This is a genomic window from Brevibacillus sp. JB24b, assembly GCF_051713385.1.
Lineage (GTDB): Bacteria > Bacillota > Bacilli > Brevibacillales > Brevibacillaceae > Brevibacillus_B > Brevibacillus_B laterosporus.
In genome coordinates this window covers 4,346,925-4,362,497 of the sequence record NZ_JBNVQV010000001.1, presented here as the reverse complement: position 1 = coordinate 4,362,497, position 15,573 = coordinate 4,346,925, and the positions used below count along the sequence as shown (strand labels likewise).

Genomic DNA, 15,573 nt, shown 5'->3' with positions numbered 1-15,573 from the left:
AAAGAGGTATGGAACCCGTAATTACAACTAACAGTCCAGAGGCTTCTGCTCATCAGGGGAAGCGTCGGGGAACTTCTCCATGGTCTATCGGAATGCGCAAGTTTACAAAAAATAAGCTGGCAATCGCTAGTATCATTTTTCTAGCATTGATCTTTCTAATCTGTTTTTTAGCAGACCTTTTGACTCATTATGATCCCATTAAGATTGATATCCGCAATTTGAACCAAGCCCCTAGTTCTGAGCATTGGCTAGGTACAGATAAAGGGGGACGTGATGTTTATACACGCCTTTTATATGGTGGACAAATTTCGCTCACTATTGGTCTCTCCATTACCTTATTTGTCGTGATCTTCGGTACCCTAATAGGGTCTATGGCTGGTTATTTTGGCGGAGTGGTGGACAATTTACTTATGCGTTTTACGGATTTTATTATTACATTTCCGTTTCTCATTTTCGTTATCGTATTAAACTCAGTCTTTACGGCCTCGGGTGTATTGACACTTATTACAGTGGTCAGCGTACTTAGTTGGGGGTCTACCGCGAGGATGGTACGCGGAAAGATTTTAGCAGAAAAAGAGAACGAATATGTGCATAGTGCTGTCTCAATTGGATGTACGCCCGCACAGGTTATTATCAAGCATATTTTACCTAATGTTATCTCCACTATCATTGTACAAGGGGTTTATCTGTTGGCTTCCATGATCGTAGTAGAGACAGGGCTTAGTTTCTTAGGATTTGGTGTTCCTTCTAACGTACCATCGTGGGGGAATATCATGTCAGATGCAGTCTCTCCAGAAGTAATTGAACAACAATGGTGGATTTGGCTACCAGCAGGTGCTTGTATTACGTTGACAATTTTGGCGATTAACTTCGTAGGAGAAGGATTAAAAGACGCTTTTAATCCGAAATCACTACGCTAGCAAAATACACAACTATCTTAGACGAAGCTCTTCTTGCACTGTTTTCTCTTTAGAGGACGCAGAGTGAGGAGGGCTTTTGTGCTATACTAACGGTAATCATTTCTCAGAGCGAGGATATAAATATGAAAGAGCTGTTATTACGTTTTCATGCAAGTGAGCAACAGGCAGGTCGAAGTTTGCGAGAGGTTCTACAAAAAGACTACGAGATATCTCGTAAACTGTTGATCCGAGCTAAATTCAGTGGTGAAATACAGATAAATGGAGAGCTTGCTTTTGTAACAAGAATTGTAGAAGCAGGAGATATTATTACGATCTGGATGGATGAGGAAGAATCTGAAAACCTTGAGCCCGAGGCAATGGATTTACAGATTCGATATGAAGACGAGGATGTTTTAGTACTAGCTAAGCCTCCCGGAATAGTAGTCCACCCTACTGGCATGCATGTAACAGGTACCTTGGCAAATGGTGTCATACATTACTGGCAGCAAAAGGGAGAACGTCGTAAATTTCGTCCAGTGAGTAGATTAGATAAGGATACCACTGGGCTAATTATTATTGCTAAAAATCAGTGGGCGCATGACCGATTCTCACGTATGCAAAAAGATCGGAGCTTAAAAAGACGTTACCAAGCTCTCGTTCATGGATGTGTAACCACGCAAAGTGGAGTAGTTGATGCACCAATTGGCCGCAAAGAGGGGTCCATTGTAGAGCGGGAGGTTCGCCCAGATGGACAGCAGGCGGTGACACACTATCAAGTTTTGCAAAGCTCAGATGACATGAGCCATATTCAGCTACAATTAGAAACAGGACGAACACATCAGATACGTGTCCATATGAGTTATTTAGGTTATCCATTGCTTGGAGATGATCTATATGGAGGAAGACGTGAGCTCATTGCAAGACAAGCGTTACATGCCTTTGAGCTACGATTTAAACATCCACGAACTGGTGAAGAAATATATCTAACAGAGCCACTTCCAGAAGATATGCAGAAAATTGTAGAATGTTCAGAATAGTTCTAGTCAAAGTAAAGCATTTGCTTTATTATGGAAGAAGGGGGGGAGGGATCATGGCAAATGTGCCCCTACCTCGTTATACCGACGACGCTTACATTTTAGCCACAGGATTTGCTCAATTACCTAAGGGAACACCTTTGACAGATACCCAAAAGATGTTTGCCTGTTCGTTAGTGATTGATAGTCGAACGGACCAAGTAGTTGATGCATCATTTACTTTTTTAATGGGGTTAAATGAAGAGTTTATTCGGGGATTGGTAATCGGTGTATGCTTGCCATTAGAATGGGATAAGCTACAGGCAACCATTCGCAAACGAGCTTTGGTCCCGACACAAGGGACAGTGTTGCAAGCTCTCCGCTCTGCACTGGATCGATATTTGGAAGGTAAGCAATGAGTAACACATAAATCTTAGATACCTTGAATATGTAATAAGATAGCAGAGAGGCACTGGGTGTTTATGGGGAATAAATCCTAAGAAGATTTTTCTCAATGAAGTAGACATAAGCCAGTTGCTCATACTGCCATACAATAAGTGACTCGAAAGGAGGATTCCTTTTGGTTTTTCTTGTGTGGTTTTATGTGCAACTGGTTTTTTTGTTTATGTATAAAATAGGAGGTGAAGTCATGAAATTAGTTAGTTATCAACGAAAAGTGGAGATTACATCGATAGGAAATCAGTTGGAATGGCGTGCTGGCTTGTATGTAGGTAAGGGAATAATCGACATAGCTCATGCAGTGAAAGGTGCTCCATCTACCATGCAGGGTGTATTAGACGAATGGGACAAATGGTACCCATGTTTACTTGAACAACAGCGAGTAGAGTATGGCGGTTTTATTCCTATGGAAGAGGTACAGCTTGGTGCTCCTATCCCTCGACCGCCCAGTTTCCGAGATTTTTATGCCTTTGAGCAGCATGTAAAAACGTGTCGGCAGCGTCGAGACCTTGAGATGGTCCCTGAGTGGTATCAGCTACCCGTCTTTTATTTTTCAAATCCAGCTGCGTTTGTCGGTACAGAAGCTAGTATCACTATCCCCAAGCAAACGATGTCTTTGGATTACGAGTTAGAGATCGCTTGTGTCATTAGTAAAAAAGGGATTGATATACCCATAGAAAAAGCAGACGAGTATATCGCTGGCTTTATGATTCTAAATGACTGGAGTGCACGCGATATTCAACGAGAAGAAGTGAAAGTGGGGCTTGGTCCTGCCAAGGCAAAGGATTTTGCAACCTCCACGGGTCCTTGGTTAGTTACTGTTGATGAACTACAAGGCCGTCTTATCCCCTCCTTAAAAGGCAATCGCTATGATTTACAAATGACGGCGAGCATAAATGGCAAAAAGTACTCACAGGGAAACTTTGTAGATATCTATTATACATTTGCCCAAATGATTGCCCGTGCTTCCGAAGCTTGTTTTTTGTACCCTGGAGATGTTATCGGCTCGGGCACGGTAGGTAGTGGATGCTTGTTAGAATTAGGCGGTGGAGAACAGTACAATTGGCTACAGCCAGGAGATGTTGTTGAATTGGAAATCGATCATCTGGGTATGTTGCGCAATACTATTATAGAAAAATAAGGGGAGGAATGATTCATGCCATTTTACGCAAAAATGGGTGAAGTACCACACAAGCGTCATACCACATTTTTCAAACCAAATGGTGAGTTGTACCGTGAGCAGTTAATGGGAACAAAAGGATTCTCTGGAATTCAATCCATTTTGTATCATCACAATCCTCCTACACAAGTGACGGAAGTAAAAAAAATTGCTACTATTGATATGGAATATGTTGAGCGAGAGGAGCTGCGTCATCAGCATTTTTTGAGCTTTGACGCTCCAAAAGGTGGAGACCCTATTCTTGGACGTCGTTACTTATTGGGAAATGATGATGTGGTGATGGCTGTCTGTTCACCAACTGAAAAAATGGATTATTATTATCGGAACTCGGAAGGAGACGAGGTAGTCTTCGTTCATAAGGGCGAGGGAGAACTTCAAACCATCTTTGGCACAATTACGTATCGGCCTGGAGATTATTTGGTTATTCCGATTGGGACGACCTATCGAATTGTGCCATCAACGGAAGAGACTCGTTTCCTTGTGATTGAATCTCAAAATGAAATTGTTCCACCTAAACGCTATCGAAACGAACATGGACAATTATTGGAACATTCTCCATTTTGTGAGCGGGATATGCGTCTGCCAGAGCGATTGGAAACCTACGATGAAGAAGGTAGCTTTGAAGTTCGAGTCAAACAAAATCAAACATTATATAGTTATACGTTTGATTTTCATCCGTTCGATGTTGTTGGTTGGGATGGTTATTTGTTCCCCTATGCACTGAGTATTCATGATTTTGAACCGATAACGGGTCGGGTGCATCAGCCACCTCCAGTTCATCAAACATTTGCTGGTCAGAATTTTGTGATTTGTTCCTTTGTCCCGCGTTTATATGATTATCATCCGCAGGCTATTCCAGCACCGTATTACCACAGTAACGTAGAGAGTGACGAAGTACTGTACTATGTGGATGGTAACTTTATGAGTCGCAAAGGTGTGGTAGAAGGCTCCATAACGCTACATCCAATGGGTATTCCTCATGGGCCACATCCGGGTAAGATCGAAGCAAGCATCGGTAAAAAAGAGACGAAAGAGTTGGCGGTCATGCTAGATACATTCCGTCCGTTAAAAGCAACAAAACAGGCTCTCGCAGTAGAGGATACAGCTTATATGTATAGCTGGTTACCTGTAAAAGAATAAGGTAAAAAGGAGGAATGGCGTGTGGAGTTACAAATAAGCGATTTAGATAGACAAGAAAAATATAAATTACTAATAGGTGGCATAATTCCTCGTCCCATTGCCTGGGTTACATCGCATAATCAGCTAGGTGTGGTAAATGCAGCTCCATTTAGTTATTTTAATGTTGCTTGTATTGAACCGATGATGATATCCATATCGGTTTCGCGTAAACCGGGTCAGGTAATGAAGGATACAGCTCGAAATATTTCTGAAACAAAAGAATTTGTCGTTAACACAGTAGATGTGCATAATGTTGCGTTGGTTAATGAAACTTCAGCCGACTTTCCAGCTGATCAAAGTGAGGCAGAGGCGCTAGGGCTTGATCTGGTCCCTTCTCAAGCAATAAAGGTACCGAGGTTAGCGTTATCTCGCATCCATTTTGAATGCAAGCTACACCAGATTGTTACTTTAGGTGAGCCTGCTGCTTCTGATTTAATCATTGGCGAGGTTGTGCATGTGCATGTCGATGATTCCATGTATTTTAATGGAAAAATCGATGCTGAAAAATTTGCTCCTGTTAGCCGTTTAGCAGGGCATACGTATGCTACGTTAGGTGAATTGTTTGATCATCCTCGACCTGTGTATGATCCAAAGAAATATTTGTAAGCAAAAAGGCACCCTCTGAAGTGAGGATGCCTTTTATTTTATTTCTTGAGTTCAATACCCGCCAGCCATTTTTCTACTATATCTGGGTGAGCCGAAATCCATTCGTTGGCTGCATCATCGGGCTCGATGCCTTCCTGAATACGAACCATTACTTGAGCCATATCATCCGGAGTCCATTTAAACTGGCGCAGGAATTGATACGCATCTGGTAAGTCCTCTTGTAATCCTAAGCGGACGATCGTGTGAATTTGTTCATCTTCACCAAATGCATTTTTGGGATCGTCAAGATACTTTAATTTCATTTTGGCGAACATCCAATGTGGTGTCCAGCCTGTGACAACAATTGGTTTTTGCTGGCTATACGCTTTTTGTAGCTCAGTAGCCATTGCCGCGGATGAAGCCTCCATTAGAGTCCAATCCGTTAGTTGATAATCCTGGAGCATTTTAGTAGCTGCCGACATCAGACCAGCCCCAGGTTCAATACCAATAATCGTTGCTTTGGTAGCATCTTTTATATCAGAACGTCTTAAGTCTTGAATAGACGTGATATTCATATATTCTGGAACAACCAAACCAAGTCGTGTACCTTCTAAATTTGCTCCTAAGTCTTCTACATGATCTTTATTTTTAGCGTAGAAGCTAGCGTGCGTTTTCGGTAGCCAAGCAGCAACAAGGGCATCAGCACTTTTGGTAGCAACACCTGTCCACATTGGACCTGCTTCGACCTGCAACATATTAACTTGATAACCTAATTTTTGTTCTAGCACTTGTTTGACTACATGTGTACTAGCAATTTCAGAATCCCATGCTACATAGGAAAGGGTAATGTTTTTCGCATTGCCTCCATGACCAACTACACCATTTACAATGCTAGAAATAACCAAAATGGCAACTGAAGCTAAAATCAATGGCCTACGATGTTTCACAGTAGCCTTTGCTGATTTCTTCTCTTGTCCTTTAATGAGCGTTTGGGTAAATCGATCTAAAATGATGGCTAGAATAACAACAGCAATCCCTGCTTCAAAGCCTACACCGGTCTTTGTTTGTGTAACGGCACGGTAAACATCCGAACCCAAGCCTTGTGCCCCGATCATGGATGAAATAACAACCATTGATAGCGACAGCATAATGGTCTGGTTAATCCCAGCCATAATGGAAGGAATGGCTAATGGGAATTGCAGCTTGATTAATTTTTGCATAGGGGTAGAGCCAAATGCATCTGCTGCTTCCACTAAATCCTCAGGGACTTGTCGAATCCCTAGATTCGTTAGGCGAATCGTTGGAGGAATTGCAAAGATAACAGAAGCGATAACACCTGGTACCACGCCTAGTGAAAAGAACGTAACCGCTGGTAGCAGATATACGAATGCTGGCATGGTCTGCATGAAATCTAGAATTGGTGTAACGATGTTTTGAACCGTATTTTTCTTTGCGCACCAAATCCCAATCGGCACCCCAAGAAGAATAGAAATCATGGCTGCCGTCAGAACCTGGGCTAACGTCATCATTGTTTGTGGCCAATAACCAAGGTTATATATGAGGAGTAAGCCCAATAAAGAGAAGAGAGCCATTTTCCAGCGTGCTACAAAATATATAATCAGGGAGAACAAGACGATAAAGAGCAGAGCAGGAATATTAATAAATAGCCACTCAAAACCGCTAACCAAACCGCCAATAATAGCACTAATCACTGCAAATAAAGGACCAAAGGAAGCATCGAACCATGCTTCTAATGATTCAATCCATGAACCTAAAGGAATTTTAAACATATTCATTATACTGTTTCACCGCCTTCTGTGTTGCCTGAGAGTGCGGCTAGTACGGCTCCGCGAATGATAATTCCCTGCAATCGATTTCCCTCATCTACAACTGCTACAGGGACCCGAGTAGAGCTTACGATATCAAAGAGATCATTGAGCACCGTATCAGGAGCAACAGTAGGAACCTCTTCCTTTATTAGAATATCCGCTAGCTTTTTACCCTCTTTCACTGCTTGAACGGCATCATCAGCAGTAATGGCTCCTAATAAACGTTTATGTGTGTCTACCACGTATAAAGTAGATACACCACGTTCTTGCATAAATTGCAAAGCAACACGCGGGCCACGTTCCAATGTAATGGTTTCAGGGCGTTTCATAACATGAGTAGCTGTGAGTACCTTGGACAGGTCTACGTCCTCTACAAAGCGTTCTACATATTTATTAGCCGGGTTGGTCAAAATTTCTTCCGGTGTTCCAACCTGGACGACATTTCCATCCTTCATTAAGGCAATACGGTCACCAATCCGTAATGCTTCATCCAAATCATGCGTGATAAAAATAATGGTTTTTTTCATTTTTGTTTGTAATTCTAATAGTTCATCTTGCATCTCTTTGCGTATCAAAGGATCAAGGGCACTAAAGGCTTCATCCATCAACAATACATCAGGATCATTAGCTAATCCACGAGCAAGACCGACACGTTGTTGCATACCACCGCTAAGCTGATCGGGTAAAGAGTTTTCCCAGCCTTTTAAACCAACCAATTCTAGGGATTTCATTGCTTTTTCTTGTCTTTCTGCTTTAGGTATGCCAGATACTTCCAAACCATACTCTGCATTCTCCAATACTGTACGATGTGGAAAAAGAGCAAATTTTTGGAAAACCATTGTAATATTTTTACGGCGTACATCACGAAGATCCTCATGATTTAAGGACACGATATCCTTTCCATTAATAAACACATGGCCATCTGTCGGCTCAATTAGACGATTTAGTAGTCGTACTAATGTGGATTTACCACTACCGGACAGCCCCATTATAACGAATATTTCTCCAGCCTCTATGGAAAAAGAAGCTTGATTTACCCCCACAGTCATTTTTGTCTCTTTGAGGATTTTTTCTTTTGTCCAGCCCTCTTTGAGCAGAGGTATTACTTTTTTTGGATCACGTCCAAATACCTTTGTTAAGTTTTTGACTTCAATAATTGGCATGAAGACACTCCCTTCTTCTGGTAATTTCTTTCTTTTGCTCCCAGAGAAAACGTTTAATTTAGTAACTAAACGCTCCGATAAGTGTATGAAAAATGTATGAACATGAGCAAACAGGAAATAACTTGATCAAGTACGTACAGAAAAAACTTTACGCACTTTATGTACAGTATACTCCATTTTTCGTAAAATTTCACCTATACCCAGTCCTTTACTGGGGTATGGTTGCCTCCTACAATAAAATCGATATAATGAAAGATGAAGTTTGACCTGTCCTAGGAGGTAAACAACAATGGATGAATTTGAAGGACTTCCTGAAGAGCTTCAGGTTGCCGTTCAAAAAACGCGCCATCGTATGATTGAAACGGTTGGTAAAAACATGGATTTATTTGGAGTGACGCAATCAGTTGGTCATTTGTATGGCATGATGTACTTTTCACAAGGCCCAGTTACTCTTGACGAAATGGGTCAGAAGATGGGAATGAGCAAAACCAGTATGAGTACTGGAATGCGAACCCTGATAGATCTGAAAATGGTCAACAAAGTTTGGAGCAAAGGTTCTCGTAAAGATCTTTATGAAACAGAACCAGATTGGCATCAAAATCTGGGTGATTACTTTTCGATTCGTTGGCGCAAATCAATGGAAAGCAATGTGCATCATTTGCACAAGTCCCTCAGAGAACTACAAATTCTGTTAGATAAGTACGGAGACAATCCTCAAGCTCACTATTTAATTAAGGGTGATATGCTTAAAATGCAACATGCACTGTCTTATTATAAGTGGTTAGAAAAATTAATCCGTTCCTTTGAAACAGGTGAGATATTTACTTTCTTACCTAAGGAGGATGAGTAATACGACAATACAAGTGTAGCGCTGAGGGAGTCCTTAGCGTTTTTTGTTTGCTCCAAAAGAAATACTAATTTATTTGTACCCATATATTGCTTCCTCAAAAACATTTATAAAGAGTTTTTACTTTAGCTTGCTGTTATTTGTGATAGGGAGAATTTGGGTTATTCGTCAAAATGATTTGTTTTTTCCCGAACAAACCTCCGTAATCGGACACGGATTCAGGTCTAACAACCAAATCATAATCTGTCCCACTCCCTGAATTTACCGGCATACCATATGGAGTAAAGTTATCTTGATTTGTTGCTGTTTGTGGATGACTTTGTAAAAAATAGACATGCGGATTAGATTTAATGGTAGCTGGTATGCCTTGTATTTGACTTGAATGGTTCCTATCACAGCCAGCTACACAAAGCAATCCTAGGCCAATACACAATACGGTTATTGCTTTTGTCTTACTCACATTGATCACCTCATCAATAGCGTGAGCAACCTGATCCTTTTTATGCAAGCCTGTCTCCGCCTATAGACGGAGGAAAAATCCCACTCTAGCCAGTTTTGAACAGTAGCTGATTTCGGTATCCTAGTAGTATCAAGAACAGGTATATATATTGAGAGGGGATGCGCTTATTATGAATCGTATCTATCGGTCCCAATCTGATAAAAAAATCTTTGGGGTTTGTGGCGGTTTCGCTGCTTATCTAGGAATTGATGCGACATTACTACGTTTGGTAACCGCTGTTGTCACCTTTTTTACAGGGGTGCCATTATTGCTGTACTTCTTACTTGCTTTCATCATGCCAAAAGAACCAATGTGGGAGCAGGCACGTTATCAGCGACCACAGCCTGAATTTGCATCAGGATTTTATCAAGAACCTTTCTATGAAAAAACAAACTATGATAAAGGTTTAGATCAAGAAATGGAGCGACTGGAAAAAGCCGCAATGCGTCAAGAAATAAAACGGCTTCGTGCGGAATTAGAAAAATATCAGTCCTGATGCAAAAGAAAGTGGAAACAATATGCTGTCGTTGCATATGATGTAAGGTGGTTCATTGGATCTTACATAGGGAGGGAAACGATAGTGTATATCGGTGTTTTTGATATGCAAGAGCGCTTAGATCAAACACGAAAGATGCTTCGGGATAAAAAGCATCTGCTTAAGATGCTAGAAGAAGACGTTCGTGGTTTAGAAAATGATGTCCAAGTGTTAGAAGAGATGCTGACAACATGTCCATCAGTTACAAGCAAATAATGACATGCAAAAGAGGCACAAGGGATTATGTAGCCTCTTTTGAGTTTGTAAGGAAGTATATTTACTGTCTAAAGCTGGCAATACATAAGGTTATGGACAGAAGGTTGATTCCTTGGGCAGTTTGGGAGATAATAGTTTCTATACTGTAGGATGAGGTGGAAGTTAATGTCAACGACTGAACTATTGTTAAAGACGCATTTTGAAGGGCGTGTATTGCGAACGTTGCAATCCTTTTTCCGTCGCAACAACGACGTTCTTTTAAAAGAAAGTCTAATCGCGACCGGTTTAGAAAAAGAAGACGTTGAACATGTTATGACAATGATTCATAACAAACATACGGTTAGCGAAATTATGGTAGTTCTCCGTGAACGTAATGCATTTGCTCGCGACCAACAAGCAAAATAAAGTCATGAAAGGGACCAGCGCATTATGGAGCGTGGTTCCTTTCTTTTTTATTGTAGCCAATTTATAAGCAAACATGTTGTGCATTTGTATGCAACCAATGGTGGACAAGGACGTCATATTGGGTAGATAAAGACAACTTGAACTTACTTGCTATGATTTGGCACGATATATAGAGAAAGGAAAGGGAAGACCTGAATGAATGAATTTATTAATCATTTTGGCGGATATATCTCACAATATGGTTACTTTGCTCTATATGGACTATTCTTTTTTGGCTTGATTGGCTTACCTGTTCCTGAGGAGACGCTTCTGGTGTTTTCAGGGTTTTTAGTATCTAGGGGAGACCTGTATTTTCTACCAACCTTTTTAGTCTGCTATCTAGGCTCCATAAGTGCAATGACGGCAGCTTATTGGATTGGATTTAAATTGGGGCATCCTTTTATAGAAAAGCGCTTGAAGCGTTTCGAAAAAGGGTATCGATTGTTTAAAAAGACGGAGGAATGGTTTCAACGTTTTGGAAAGTGGGCCATTCCCATTGGCTATTTTTTGCCAGGGATTCGTCAATATACTGCTTACTTTGCTGGTATTACAGAGTTACGTTTTCGTACCTTTGCTATTTTAGCCTATGCAGGAGGGGCATTTTGGACGGCTTTGTTTGTTAGTTTAGGTTTTATTTTAGGCGAGAGCTGGGAGAGAGTCTTCCAATTAGCTATTAAAAAAGTGACTATTTGGATTCTACTCATCTTTGTTGCAGTGGTTCTTGTGGTATATATTTATCAGCGTGTTCGGAAAAAAAGAGCAGGAGGAAAACCAGATGAATGATGAACAAATTATGCTGATCCCAAAAAAACATCAACGATTTTATGATAAGCTAAGAGAAAAAGTGGAGAAGTTCATTCGTGGCAAAGGCATGCGGGAGGATTCTACTCAATATATTCTACTTGCCCCTGATCTATTTGTGCTTTTGGCCAGATTGCTAGTGGACAAGCGAGTTGCTACGAAAGCCAAGGCTACAGCAGCATTTGCCGTTGCCTACTTTATTTCACCTGTAGATTTAATTCCTGAGGTTCTTACAGGGCCTATTGGTTATTTAGATGATATAGTACTAGCTGTATATGCTTTACATAAGATTCTTAGTAGCACTGAGCAAGTCATTGTCCAAGAGCATTGGAACGGAAAAGATAACTTGCTACAGGTGATTACGGATGTTATTTCGAAAGCGGATGATTTAGTAGGGACTCATATCTTGAAAAAGATTGAAGCCCTCCTTTTCCACAAAACAAAGGGGAATTAGATATGAAATTTTTGGCTGATTATGTGGAGGGAGAACGCGTAATCGCCTTTTGTCTCGTTAAAAGTAGAGAAATTGGCGTTGCTAGTAACCAGAGCGAATATATGAATGTAGAGATCGGTGACAGATCTGGTAGCTTGCCTGCAAAGATTTGGGATGTCACGGATGAGCTTAAAGAAAATCTTCAAGTAAAATCGATCATTAAAATTGATGCACAGGTCCAAATGTACCGTGGTAAAAAGCAATTGGTCATTCAACGAGTGCGCCATGCTACGCCTGCGGACGAGGTTTTAATGGAATCTCTAGTCCCTACTTCTAAATATGCGACAGATGAATTGTGGACAAGGCTGGAAAGTCATATATCCGATATTCAAAGCCCAACACTGCGAGCCATCATTTCACATCTGATCGGGAAAGAAGACGTTTATGAACGGATGCGTTCTTTCCCTGCGGGTGTGCGTATGCACCATCATTACTACTCAGGCTTATTGGAGCATATCGTCTCTTTATTGGATTTAGGCAAACGCTTATTACCGCTATATCCGCAGGTAGATCATGATGTATTGCTTACAACCTGCATCTTACACGATATTGGAAAACTGTATGAGCTATCCGATCCAGTGGCACCAGAGTATACGACTCCAGGACAGTTAATTGGTCATTTGGTTATGGGAGTAGAGATGGTGACGAAAGCATGTACAGACTTAGATATTCCATTGGAGGATAGTGAAGTGTTGCATCTGAAGCATTGCATTTTAAGTCATCATGGCGATTTGGAAATGGGATGGGGAAGCGCTGTTTCCGGTAAGACACCAACCGCTGTCATTTTCCACTATCTTGATCAAATTGATAGTAAAATGAATGCGTTAGGAAATACCTTACAAGAGATGCCTGAAGAGCAAGAATGGCAATATGCACCCGTGTTAAAACGGAAGGTGTGGAGAGGTTTTTAGACGACTACAGATAAGTGTATGTTTGTTAAAGGAAACGCGTGTAAACAGATGTAGACTTCCTATAAATTAGGAATTGATAGTAAAAAAGCTGACGTAGGCTGTATCCTACTTCAGCTTTTTTTGTGAGTAACGGACATGGGGGGTTGAAGCAATACTTCCTCCTCTATCCTTCCCGTTCGTAAGCGCAAGATTCTATTTCCTAGCTTGTACGCTTCTGCCTCATCGTGTGTGACTAATAAGACGGGAATGTTCCAGAGCTGATGCAAGCGAAGCAACTCGTCCTGACATTCCGCTCTGGTTGCAGGATCTAGGGCTGATAGAGGCTCATCTAAAAGCAATAAATCTGGTTTGATTGCTAAAGCACGAGCCAATGCAACTCGTTGCTTTTCTCCACCTGAGATTTTACTAGGAAAGCTTTTCCACAAATGACGAATACCGAGCGTTTCGCAGATTTGCTCCAAGAAGGCCTTATCAACAGCCTGTTTTCTGGAATGAATCCCGTACAAAATATTTTTTTCAACGGTCATGTGAGGAAACAATGCATAGTCCTGAAAGACATATCCGATATTTCGTTTTTGGGGAGGTACGCTTTTTACAGGAGTGCATAATGCTTGTCCGTGTAGTGTAATTTGAGCTGCATCTGGAGTGAGCAAACCAGCGATACATTCCAAGATACTGGTTTTCCCTGAGCCAGATTGACCAAACAAGACGACAATTTCGTTATGAACAGTAAATGATACTTCTAATGCGAAATGCGCACGTTGTTTCATGAGTTGGACCTGTAGCATGGAAATACCTCATCTACATAAAAGTGACTTCTAATCTTTAAACTGCGTATGACGATTTAATGTATGTTTACTCCACCAGTTAAGCCAAAGTATGGTACTAAAGCCGATGGCAACGATAATAGCTACCCAAAAGGCGGCGATTTCCATACGCCCACCCTCGACGGCAAAATAGATGGCGATGGGAAGTGTTTCCGTTTTCCCAGGAATATTACCAGCTAACATGAGTGTTGCTCCGAATTCACCCAGCGCTCTTGCAAAGGAAAGCACAAGTCCAGCCAAAAGCCCGGGCCAGCACAAAGGAAACGTGACGGTCCAAAAGACCCTCCAAGCAGAAGCGCCAAGCATAACAGCTGCTTGCTCGTAGCGTCGATTCATATTTTGGAAGGCAGCGTGAGCGGCTTGATACATCAGGGGGAATGAGACCACAGCAGAGGCGATCACCGCTCCTACCCAGGTAAAAACAATTTGAAATTGAAAAGCTTCCAATAAAAATTTACCTATTAATCCGTTTTTACCAAACAGTAGAAGCAGACCAAAGCCTACTACAGTGGGAGGAAGCACGAGAGGCAATAGAAACAATGCTTCCAAAATACTTTTGCCAAAAAATTGACGACGCGAGAACCAATAGGCGATAAATAATCCGCTGATAAATACAACGATAGTGGAAATCCCCGCTACCTGCAACGACAGGTAGAGCGGGGAATAAGAGATGTCAGGCATGAAAAAGTACCCTCACTTTATATTGCTTTACATATACATGATTGAAAGATTGCTTATTTTACAGGATGAAATCCGTATTTTTCAAAAGCAGCTTTCGAAAAATCAGCGGTGAGGAATGTTAAAAATTCTTGAGCTTCCTTTTGATGCTGTGTAGCGTTTACTATAGCTGCTGGGTATACAATGGGGCTATGCCACTCTTGCTTGGCAGTTGCTAGAATTTTAATCTTATCAGATGTAAGTGCATCACTTTTATATACGACACCCAGTTCGGCATTACCTGATTCAACATAGGTTAATACTTGACGTACATCTTTTGCATAAACCATGGTTGGCTTCATTTTTTCCCATAGACCTAATTTTGTCAAGGCTTCCTCCGTATAACGACCGACTGGGACGGAGCTAGGCTCACCAATCGCAAATTGCTTACCTGTCTCAGGTACTATTTTCTCAAATGAATCAACGGAAACGGTACTTTCTTTTGGAGCAATTAATACCATCTCATTTGTGACTAGTTCGGTTTGGGAGTCTTCGATGATCAGGCTTTTATCTTTTAACGTATTCATATCCTTGGAACTAGCAGAGATGAAGAGATCGCTTGGTGCTCCCTGTTCAATTTGTTGGGCGAGTTTACCTGATCCACCGAAGTTATAGGTCAGTGTAATATCAGGATGGTTTGTTTCATATTCTTTTTTTACATCTTGGAGCACATCGGTCATGCTTGCTGCGGCAGACACAAAGATTTCCGTCTTGGTTTGTTGGGATTTCGAATCAGTAGTAGGTTGGGTGGTCGATGGAGCGGGAGTGGAACAGCCTACTGTTGCAAGTAATAAGGAGAAACTGATCAAACTGCTCAGAAAGGTTTTTTTCTTGCGTGATGTTAACATGAAAGACTCTCCTTCAATATAAGTAGTTATAATTAATTATATTTAGATATAACTAATTAAGAACATTATAGCTTGGATTACTAGTTATGATAAGATATTTTTACTATCGAAGATTCGGTACTTGAAAA

Annotated in this window: 19 protein-coding genes; 13 read left to right on the top strand and 6 right to left on the bottom strand. The window is 41.1% G+C overall.

Annotated features, from left to right (window positions below):
- The first annotated feature begins 8 nt into the window (after window positions 1-8).
- The 6 genes from opp4C (at window position 9) to ACQV1I_RS20315 (ending at window position 5,336) form a co-directional block, all read left to right on the top strand.
- A complete protein-coding gene (gene opp4C / locus ACQV1I_RS20340) occupies window positions 9-920 on the top strand; it encodes an oligopeptide ABC transporter permease (protein ID WP_116334265.1) in 912 nt (303 codons plus the stop codon).
- A 122-nt stretch (window positions 921-1,042) separates the two neighbouring features.
- Window positions 1,043-1,936: an RluA family pseudouridine synthase gene (locus tag ACQV1I_RS20335; protein ID WP_104033314.1), complete on the top strand. Its 894-nt coding sequence runs from the start codon at window positions 1,043-1,045 to the stop codon at window positions 1,934-1,936.
- Window positions 1,937-1,989: 53 nt separating this feature from the next.
- A complete protein-coding gene (locus ACQV1I_RS20330; RefSeq protein WP_018671710.1) occupies window positions 1,990-2,331 on the top strand; it encodes a DUF3870 domain-containing protein in 342 nt (113 codons plus the stop codon).
- Between the two features lie 230 nt (window positions 2,332-2,561).
- Complete coding sequence (locus ACQV1I_RS20325) at window positions 2,562-3,512, top strand: fumarylacetoacetate hydrolase family protein (RefSeq protein WP_116334276.1); 951 nt, start codon at window positions 2,562-2,564, stop codon at window positions 3,510-3,512.
- Window positions 3,513-3,527: 15 nt separating this feature from the next.
- Window positions 3,528-4,691 (top strand): homogentisate 1,2-dioxygenase, encoded by a 1,164-nt coding sequence (locus ACQV1I_RS20320; protein WP_094701077.1) that lies wholly within the window; start codon window positions 3,528-3,530, stop codon window positions 4,689-4,691.
- Window positions 4,692-4,712: 21 nt separating this feature from the next.
- Window positions 4,713-5,336: a flavin reductase family protein gene (locus ACQV1I_RS20315; protein ID WP_116334264.1), complete on the top strand. Its 624-nt coding sequence runs from the start codon at window positions 4,713-4,715 to the stop codon at window positions 5,334-5,336.
- Between the two features lie 38 nt (window positions 5,337-5,374).
- Here ACQV1I_RS20315 and ACQV1I_RS20310 read toward each other — a convergent pair whose 3' ends face one another.
- A complete protein-coding gene (locus ACQV1I_RS20310) occupies window positions 5,375-7,111 on the bottom strand; it encodes an ABC transporter permease/substrate binding protein (protein WP_094701078.1) in 1,737 nt (578 codons plus the stop codon).
- Window positions 7,111-8,307 carry a quaternary amine ABC transporter ATP-binding protein gene (locus ACQV1I_RS20305; RefSeq protein ID WP_116334263.1) on the bottom strand — a complete coding sequence of 399 codons (1,197 nt, stop codon included), beginning with the start codon at window positions 8,305-8,307 and terminating at the stop codon, window positions 7,111-7,113. The genes ACQV1I_RS20310 and ACQV1I_RS20305 overlap by 1 nt, the downstream gene beginning before the upstream one ends.
- A 289-nt stretch (window positions 8,308-8,596) precedes the next feature.
- Between ACQV1I_RS20305 and ACQV1I_RS20300 the strand changes: the two genes are divergently transcribed.
- Window positions 8,597-9,157: a GbsR/MarR family transcriptional regulator gene (locus ACQV1I_RS20300; protein WP_094701080.1), complete on the top strand. Its 561-nt coding sequence runs from the start codon at window positions 8,597-8,599 to the stop codon at window positions 9,155-9,157.
- Window positions 9,158-9,290: 133 nt separating this feature from the next.
- On the opposite strand, the gene ACQV1I_RS20295 is transcribed toward ACQV1I_RS20300, so the two are convergent.
- On the bottom strand, window positions 9,291-9,662 hold the full coding sequence (locus ACQV1I_RS20295; protein ID WP_094701081.1) for a hypothetical protein: 372 nt from the start codon (window positions 9,660-9,662) through the stop codon (window positions 9,291-9,293).
- Window positions 9,663-9,783: 121 nt separating this feature from the next.
- Between ACQV1I_RS20295 and ACQV1I_RS20290 the strand changes: the two genes are divergently transcribed.
- From ACQV1I_RS20290 to ACQV1I_RS20265, 6 genes are all read left to right on the top strand, one after another.
- Window positions 9,784-10,149 (top strand): PspC domain-containing protein, encoded by a 366-nt coding sequence (locus ACQV1I_RS20290; protein ID WP_018671718.1) that lies wholly within the window; start codon window positions 9,784-9,786, stop codon window positions 10,147-10,149.
- A gap of 84 nt (window positions 10,150-10,233) precedes the next feature.
- Window positions 10,234-10,404, top strand: a complete 171-nt coding sequence (locus ACQV1I_RS20285; protein WP_181022778.1) for a hypothetical protein — start codon at window positions 10,234-10,236, stop codon at window positions 10,402-10,404.
- Between the two features lie 165 nt (window positions 10,405-10,569).
- Entirely contained in the window at window positions 10,570-10,809 is a 240-nt protein-coding gene (locus ACQV1I_RS20280) for a hypothetical protein (protein WP_094701082.1), read from the top strand.
- A gap of 195 nt (window positions 10,810-11,004) precedes the next feature.
- Complete coding sequence (locus ACQV1I_RS20275) at window positions 11,005-11,631, top strand: DedA family protein (RefSeq protein ID WP_116334262.1); 627 nt, start codon at window positions 11,005-11,007, stop codon at window positions 11,629-11,631.
- The gene (locus tag ACQV1I_RS20270; protein ID WP_094701084.1) at window positions 11,624-12,103 is read left to right on the top strand and encodes a YkvA family protein; all 480 of its coding nucleotides are present in this window, start codon (window positions 11,624-11,626) and stop codon (window positions 12,101-12,103) included. Before ACQV1I_RS20275 ends, ACQV1I_RS20270 begins: the two co-directional genes overlap by 8 nt.
- A 2-nt stretch (window positions 12,104-12,105) precedes the next feature.
- Window positions 12,106-13,053, top strand: coding sequence for a 3'-5' exoribonuclease YhaM family protein (locus ACQV1I_RS20265; RefSeq protein ID WP_116334261.1), 948 nt, complete (start codon window positions 12,106-12,108; stop codon window positions 13,051-13,053).
- Window positions 13,054-13,163: 110 nt separating this feature from the next.
- On the opposite strand, the gene ACQV1I_RS20260 is transcribed toward ACQV1I_RS20265, so the two are convergent.
- The 3 genes from ACQV1I_RS20260 to modA are packed head-to-tail and all read right to left on the bottom strand — an operon-like array spanning window position 13,164 to window position 15,445.
- Window positions 13,164-13,841 carry an ATP-binding cassette domain-containing protein gene (locus ACQV1I_RS20260; protein ID WP_116334260.1) on the bottom strand — a complete coding sequence of 226 codons (678 nt, stop codon included), beginning with the start codon at window positions 13,839-13,841 and terminating at the stop codon, window positions 13,164-13,166.
- Window positions 13,842-13,871: 30 nt separating this feature from the next.
- Window positions 13,872-14,561, bottom strand: coding sequence for a molybdate ABC transporter permease subunit (gene modB / locus ACQV1I_RS20255; protein ID WP_018671725.1), 690 nt, complete (start codon window positions 14,559-14,561; stop codon window positions 13,872-13,874).
- A 53-nt stretch (window positions 14,562-14,614) separates the two neighbouring features.
- A complete protein-coding gene (modA, locus tag ACQV1I_RS20250) occupies window positions 14,615-15,445 on the bottom strand; it encodes a molybdate ABC transporter substrate-binding protein (RefSeq protein WP_116334259.1) in 831 nt (276 codons plus the stop codon).
- Between the last annotated feature and the right edge of the window lie 128 nt (window positions 15,446-15,573).

What these genes read in the sequence shown, in the direction of transcription:
- opp4C (WP_116334265.1), top strand. Translation starts at nt 9, where the DNA reads ATGGAACCCGTAATTACAACTAACAGTCCAGAGGCTTCTGCTCATCAG.
- ACQV1I_RS20335 (WP_104033314.1), top strand. Translation starts at nt 1,043, where the DNA reads ATGAAAGAGCTGTTATTACGTTTTCATGCAAGTGAGCAACAGGCAGGT.
- ACQV1I_RS20330 (WP_018671710.1), top strand. Translation starts at nt 1,990, where the DNA reads ATGGCAAATGTGCCCCTACCTCGTTATACCGACGACGCTTACATTTTA.
- ACQV1I_RS20325 (WP_116334276.1), top strand. Translation starts at nt 2,562, where the DNA reads ATGAAATTAGTTAGTTATCAACGAAAAGTGGAGATTACATCGATAGGA.
- ACQV1I_RS20320 (WP_094701077.1), top strand. Translation starts at nt 3,528, where the DNA reads ATGCCATTTTACGCAAAAATGGGTGAAGTACCACACAAGCGTCATACC.
- ACQV1I_RS20310 (WP_094701078.1), bottom strand. Translation starts at nt 7,111, where the DNA reads ATGAATATGTTTAAAATTCCTTTAGGTTCATGGATTGAATCATTAGAA.
- ACQV1I_RS20305 (WP_116334263.1), bottom strand. Translation starts at nt 8,307, where the DNA reads ATGCCAATTATTGAAGTCAAAAACTTAACAAAGGTATTTGGACGTGAT.
- ACQV1I_RS20300 (WP_094701080.1), top strand. Translation starts at nt 8,597, where the DNA reads ATGGATGAATTTGAAGGACTTCCTGAAGAGCTTCAGGTTGCCGTTCAA.
- ACQV1I_RS20290 (WP_018671718.1), top strand. Translation starts at nt 9,784, where the DNA reads ATGAATCGTATCTATCGGTCCCAATCTGATAAAAAAATCTTTGGGGTT.
- ACQV1I_RS20280 (WP_094701082.1), top strand. Translation starts at nt 10,570, where the DNA reads ATGTCAACGACTGAACTATTGTTAAAGACGCATTTTGAAGGGCGTGTA.
- ACQV1I_RS20275 (WP_116334262.1), top strand. Translation starts at nt 11,005, where the DNA reads ATGAATGAATTTATTAATCATTTTGGCGGATATATCTCACAATATGGT.
- ACQV1I_RS20270 (WP_094701084.1), top strand. Translation starts at nt 11,624, where the DNA reads ATGAATGATGAACAAATTATGCTGATCCCAAAAAAACATCAACGATTT.
- ACQV1I_RS20265 (WP_116334261.1), top strand. Translation starts at nt 12,106, where the DNA reads ATGAAATTTTTGGCTGATTATGTGGAGGGAGAACGCGTAATCGCCTTT.
- ACQV1I_RS20260 (WP_116334260.1), bottom strand. Translation starts at nt 13,841, where the DNA reads ATGCTACAGGTCCAACTCATGAAACAACGTGCGCATTTCGCATTAGAA.
- modB (WP_018671725.1), bottom strand. Translation starts at nt 14,561, where the DNA reads ATGCCTGACATCTCTTATTCCCCGCTCTACCTGTCGTTGCAGGTAGCG.
- modA (WP_116334259.1), bottom strand. Translation starts at nt 15,445, where the DNA reads ATGTTAACATCACGCAAGAAAAAAACCTTTCTGAGCAGTTTGATCAGT.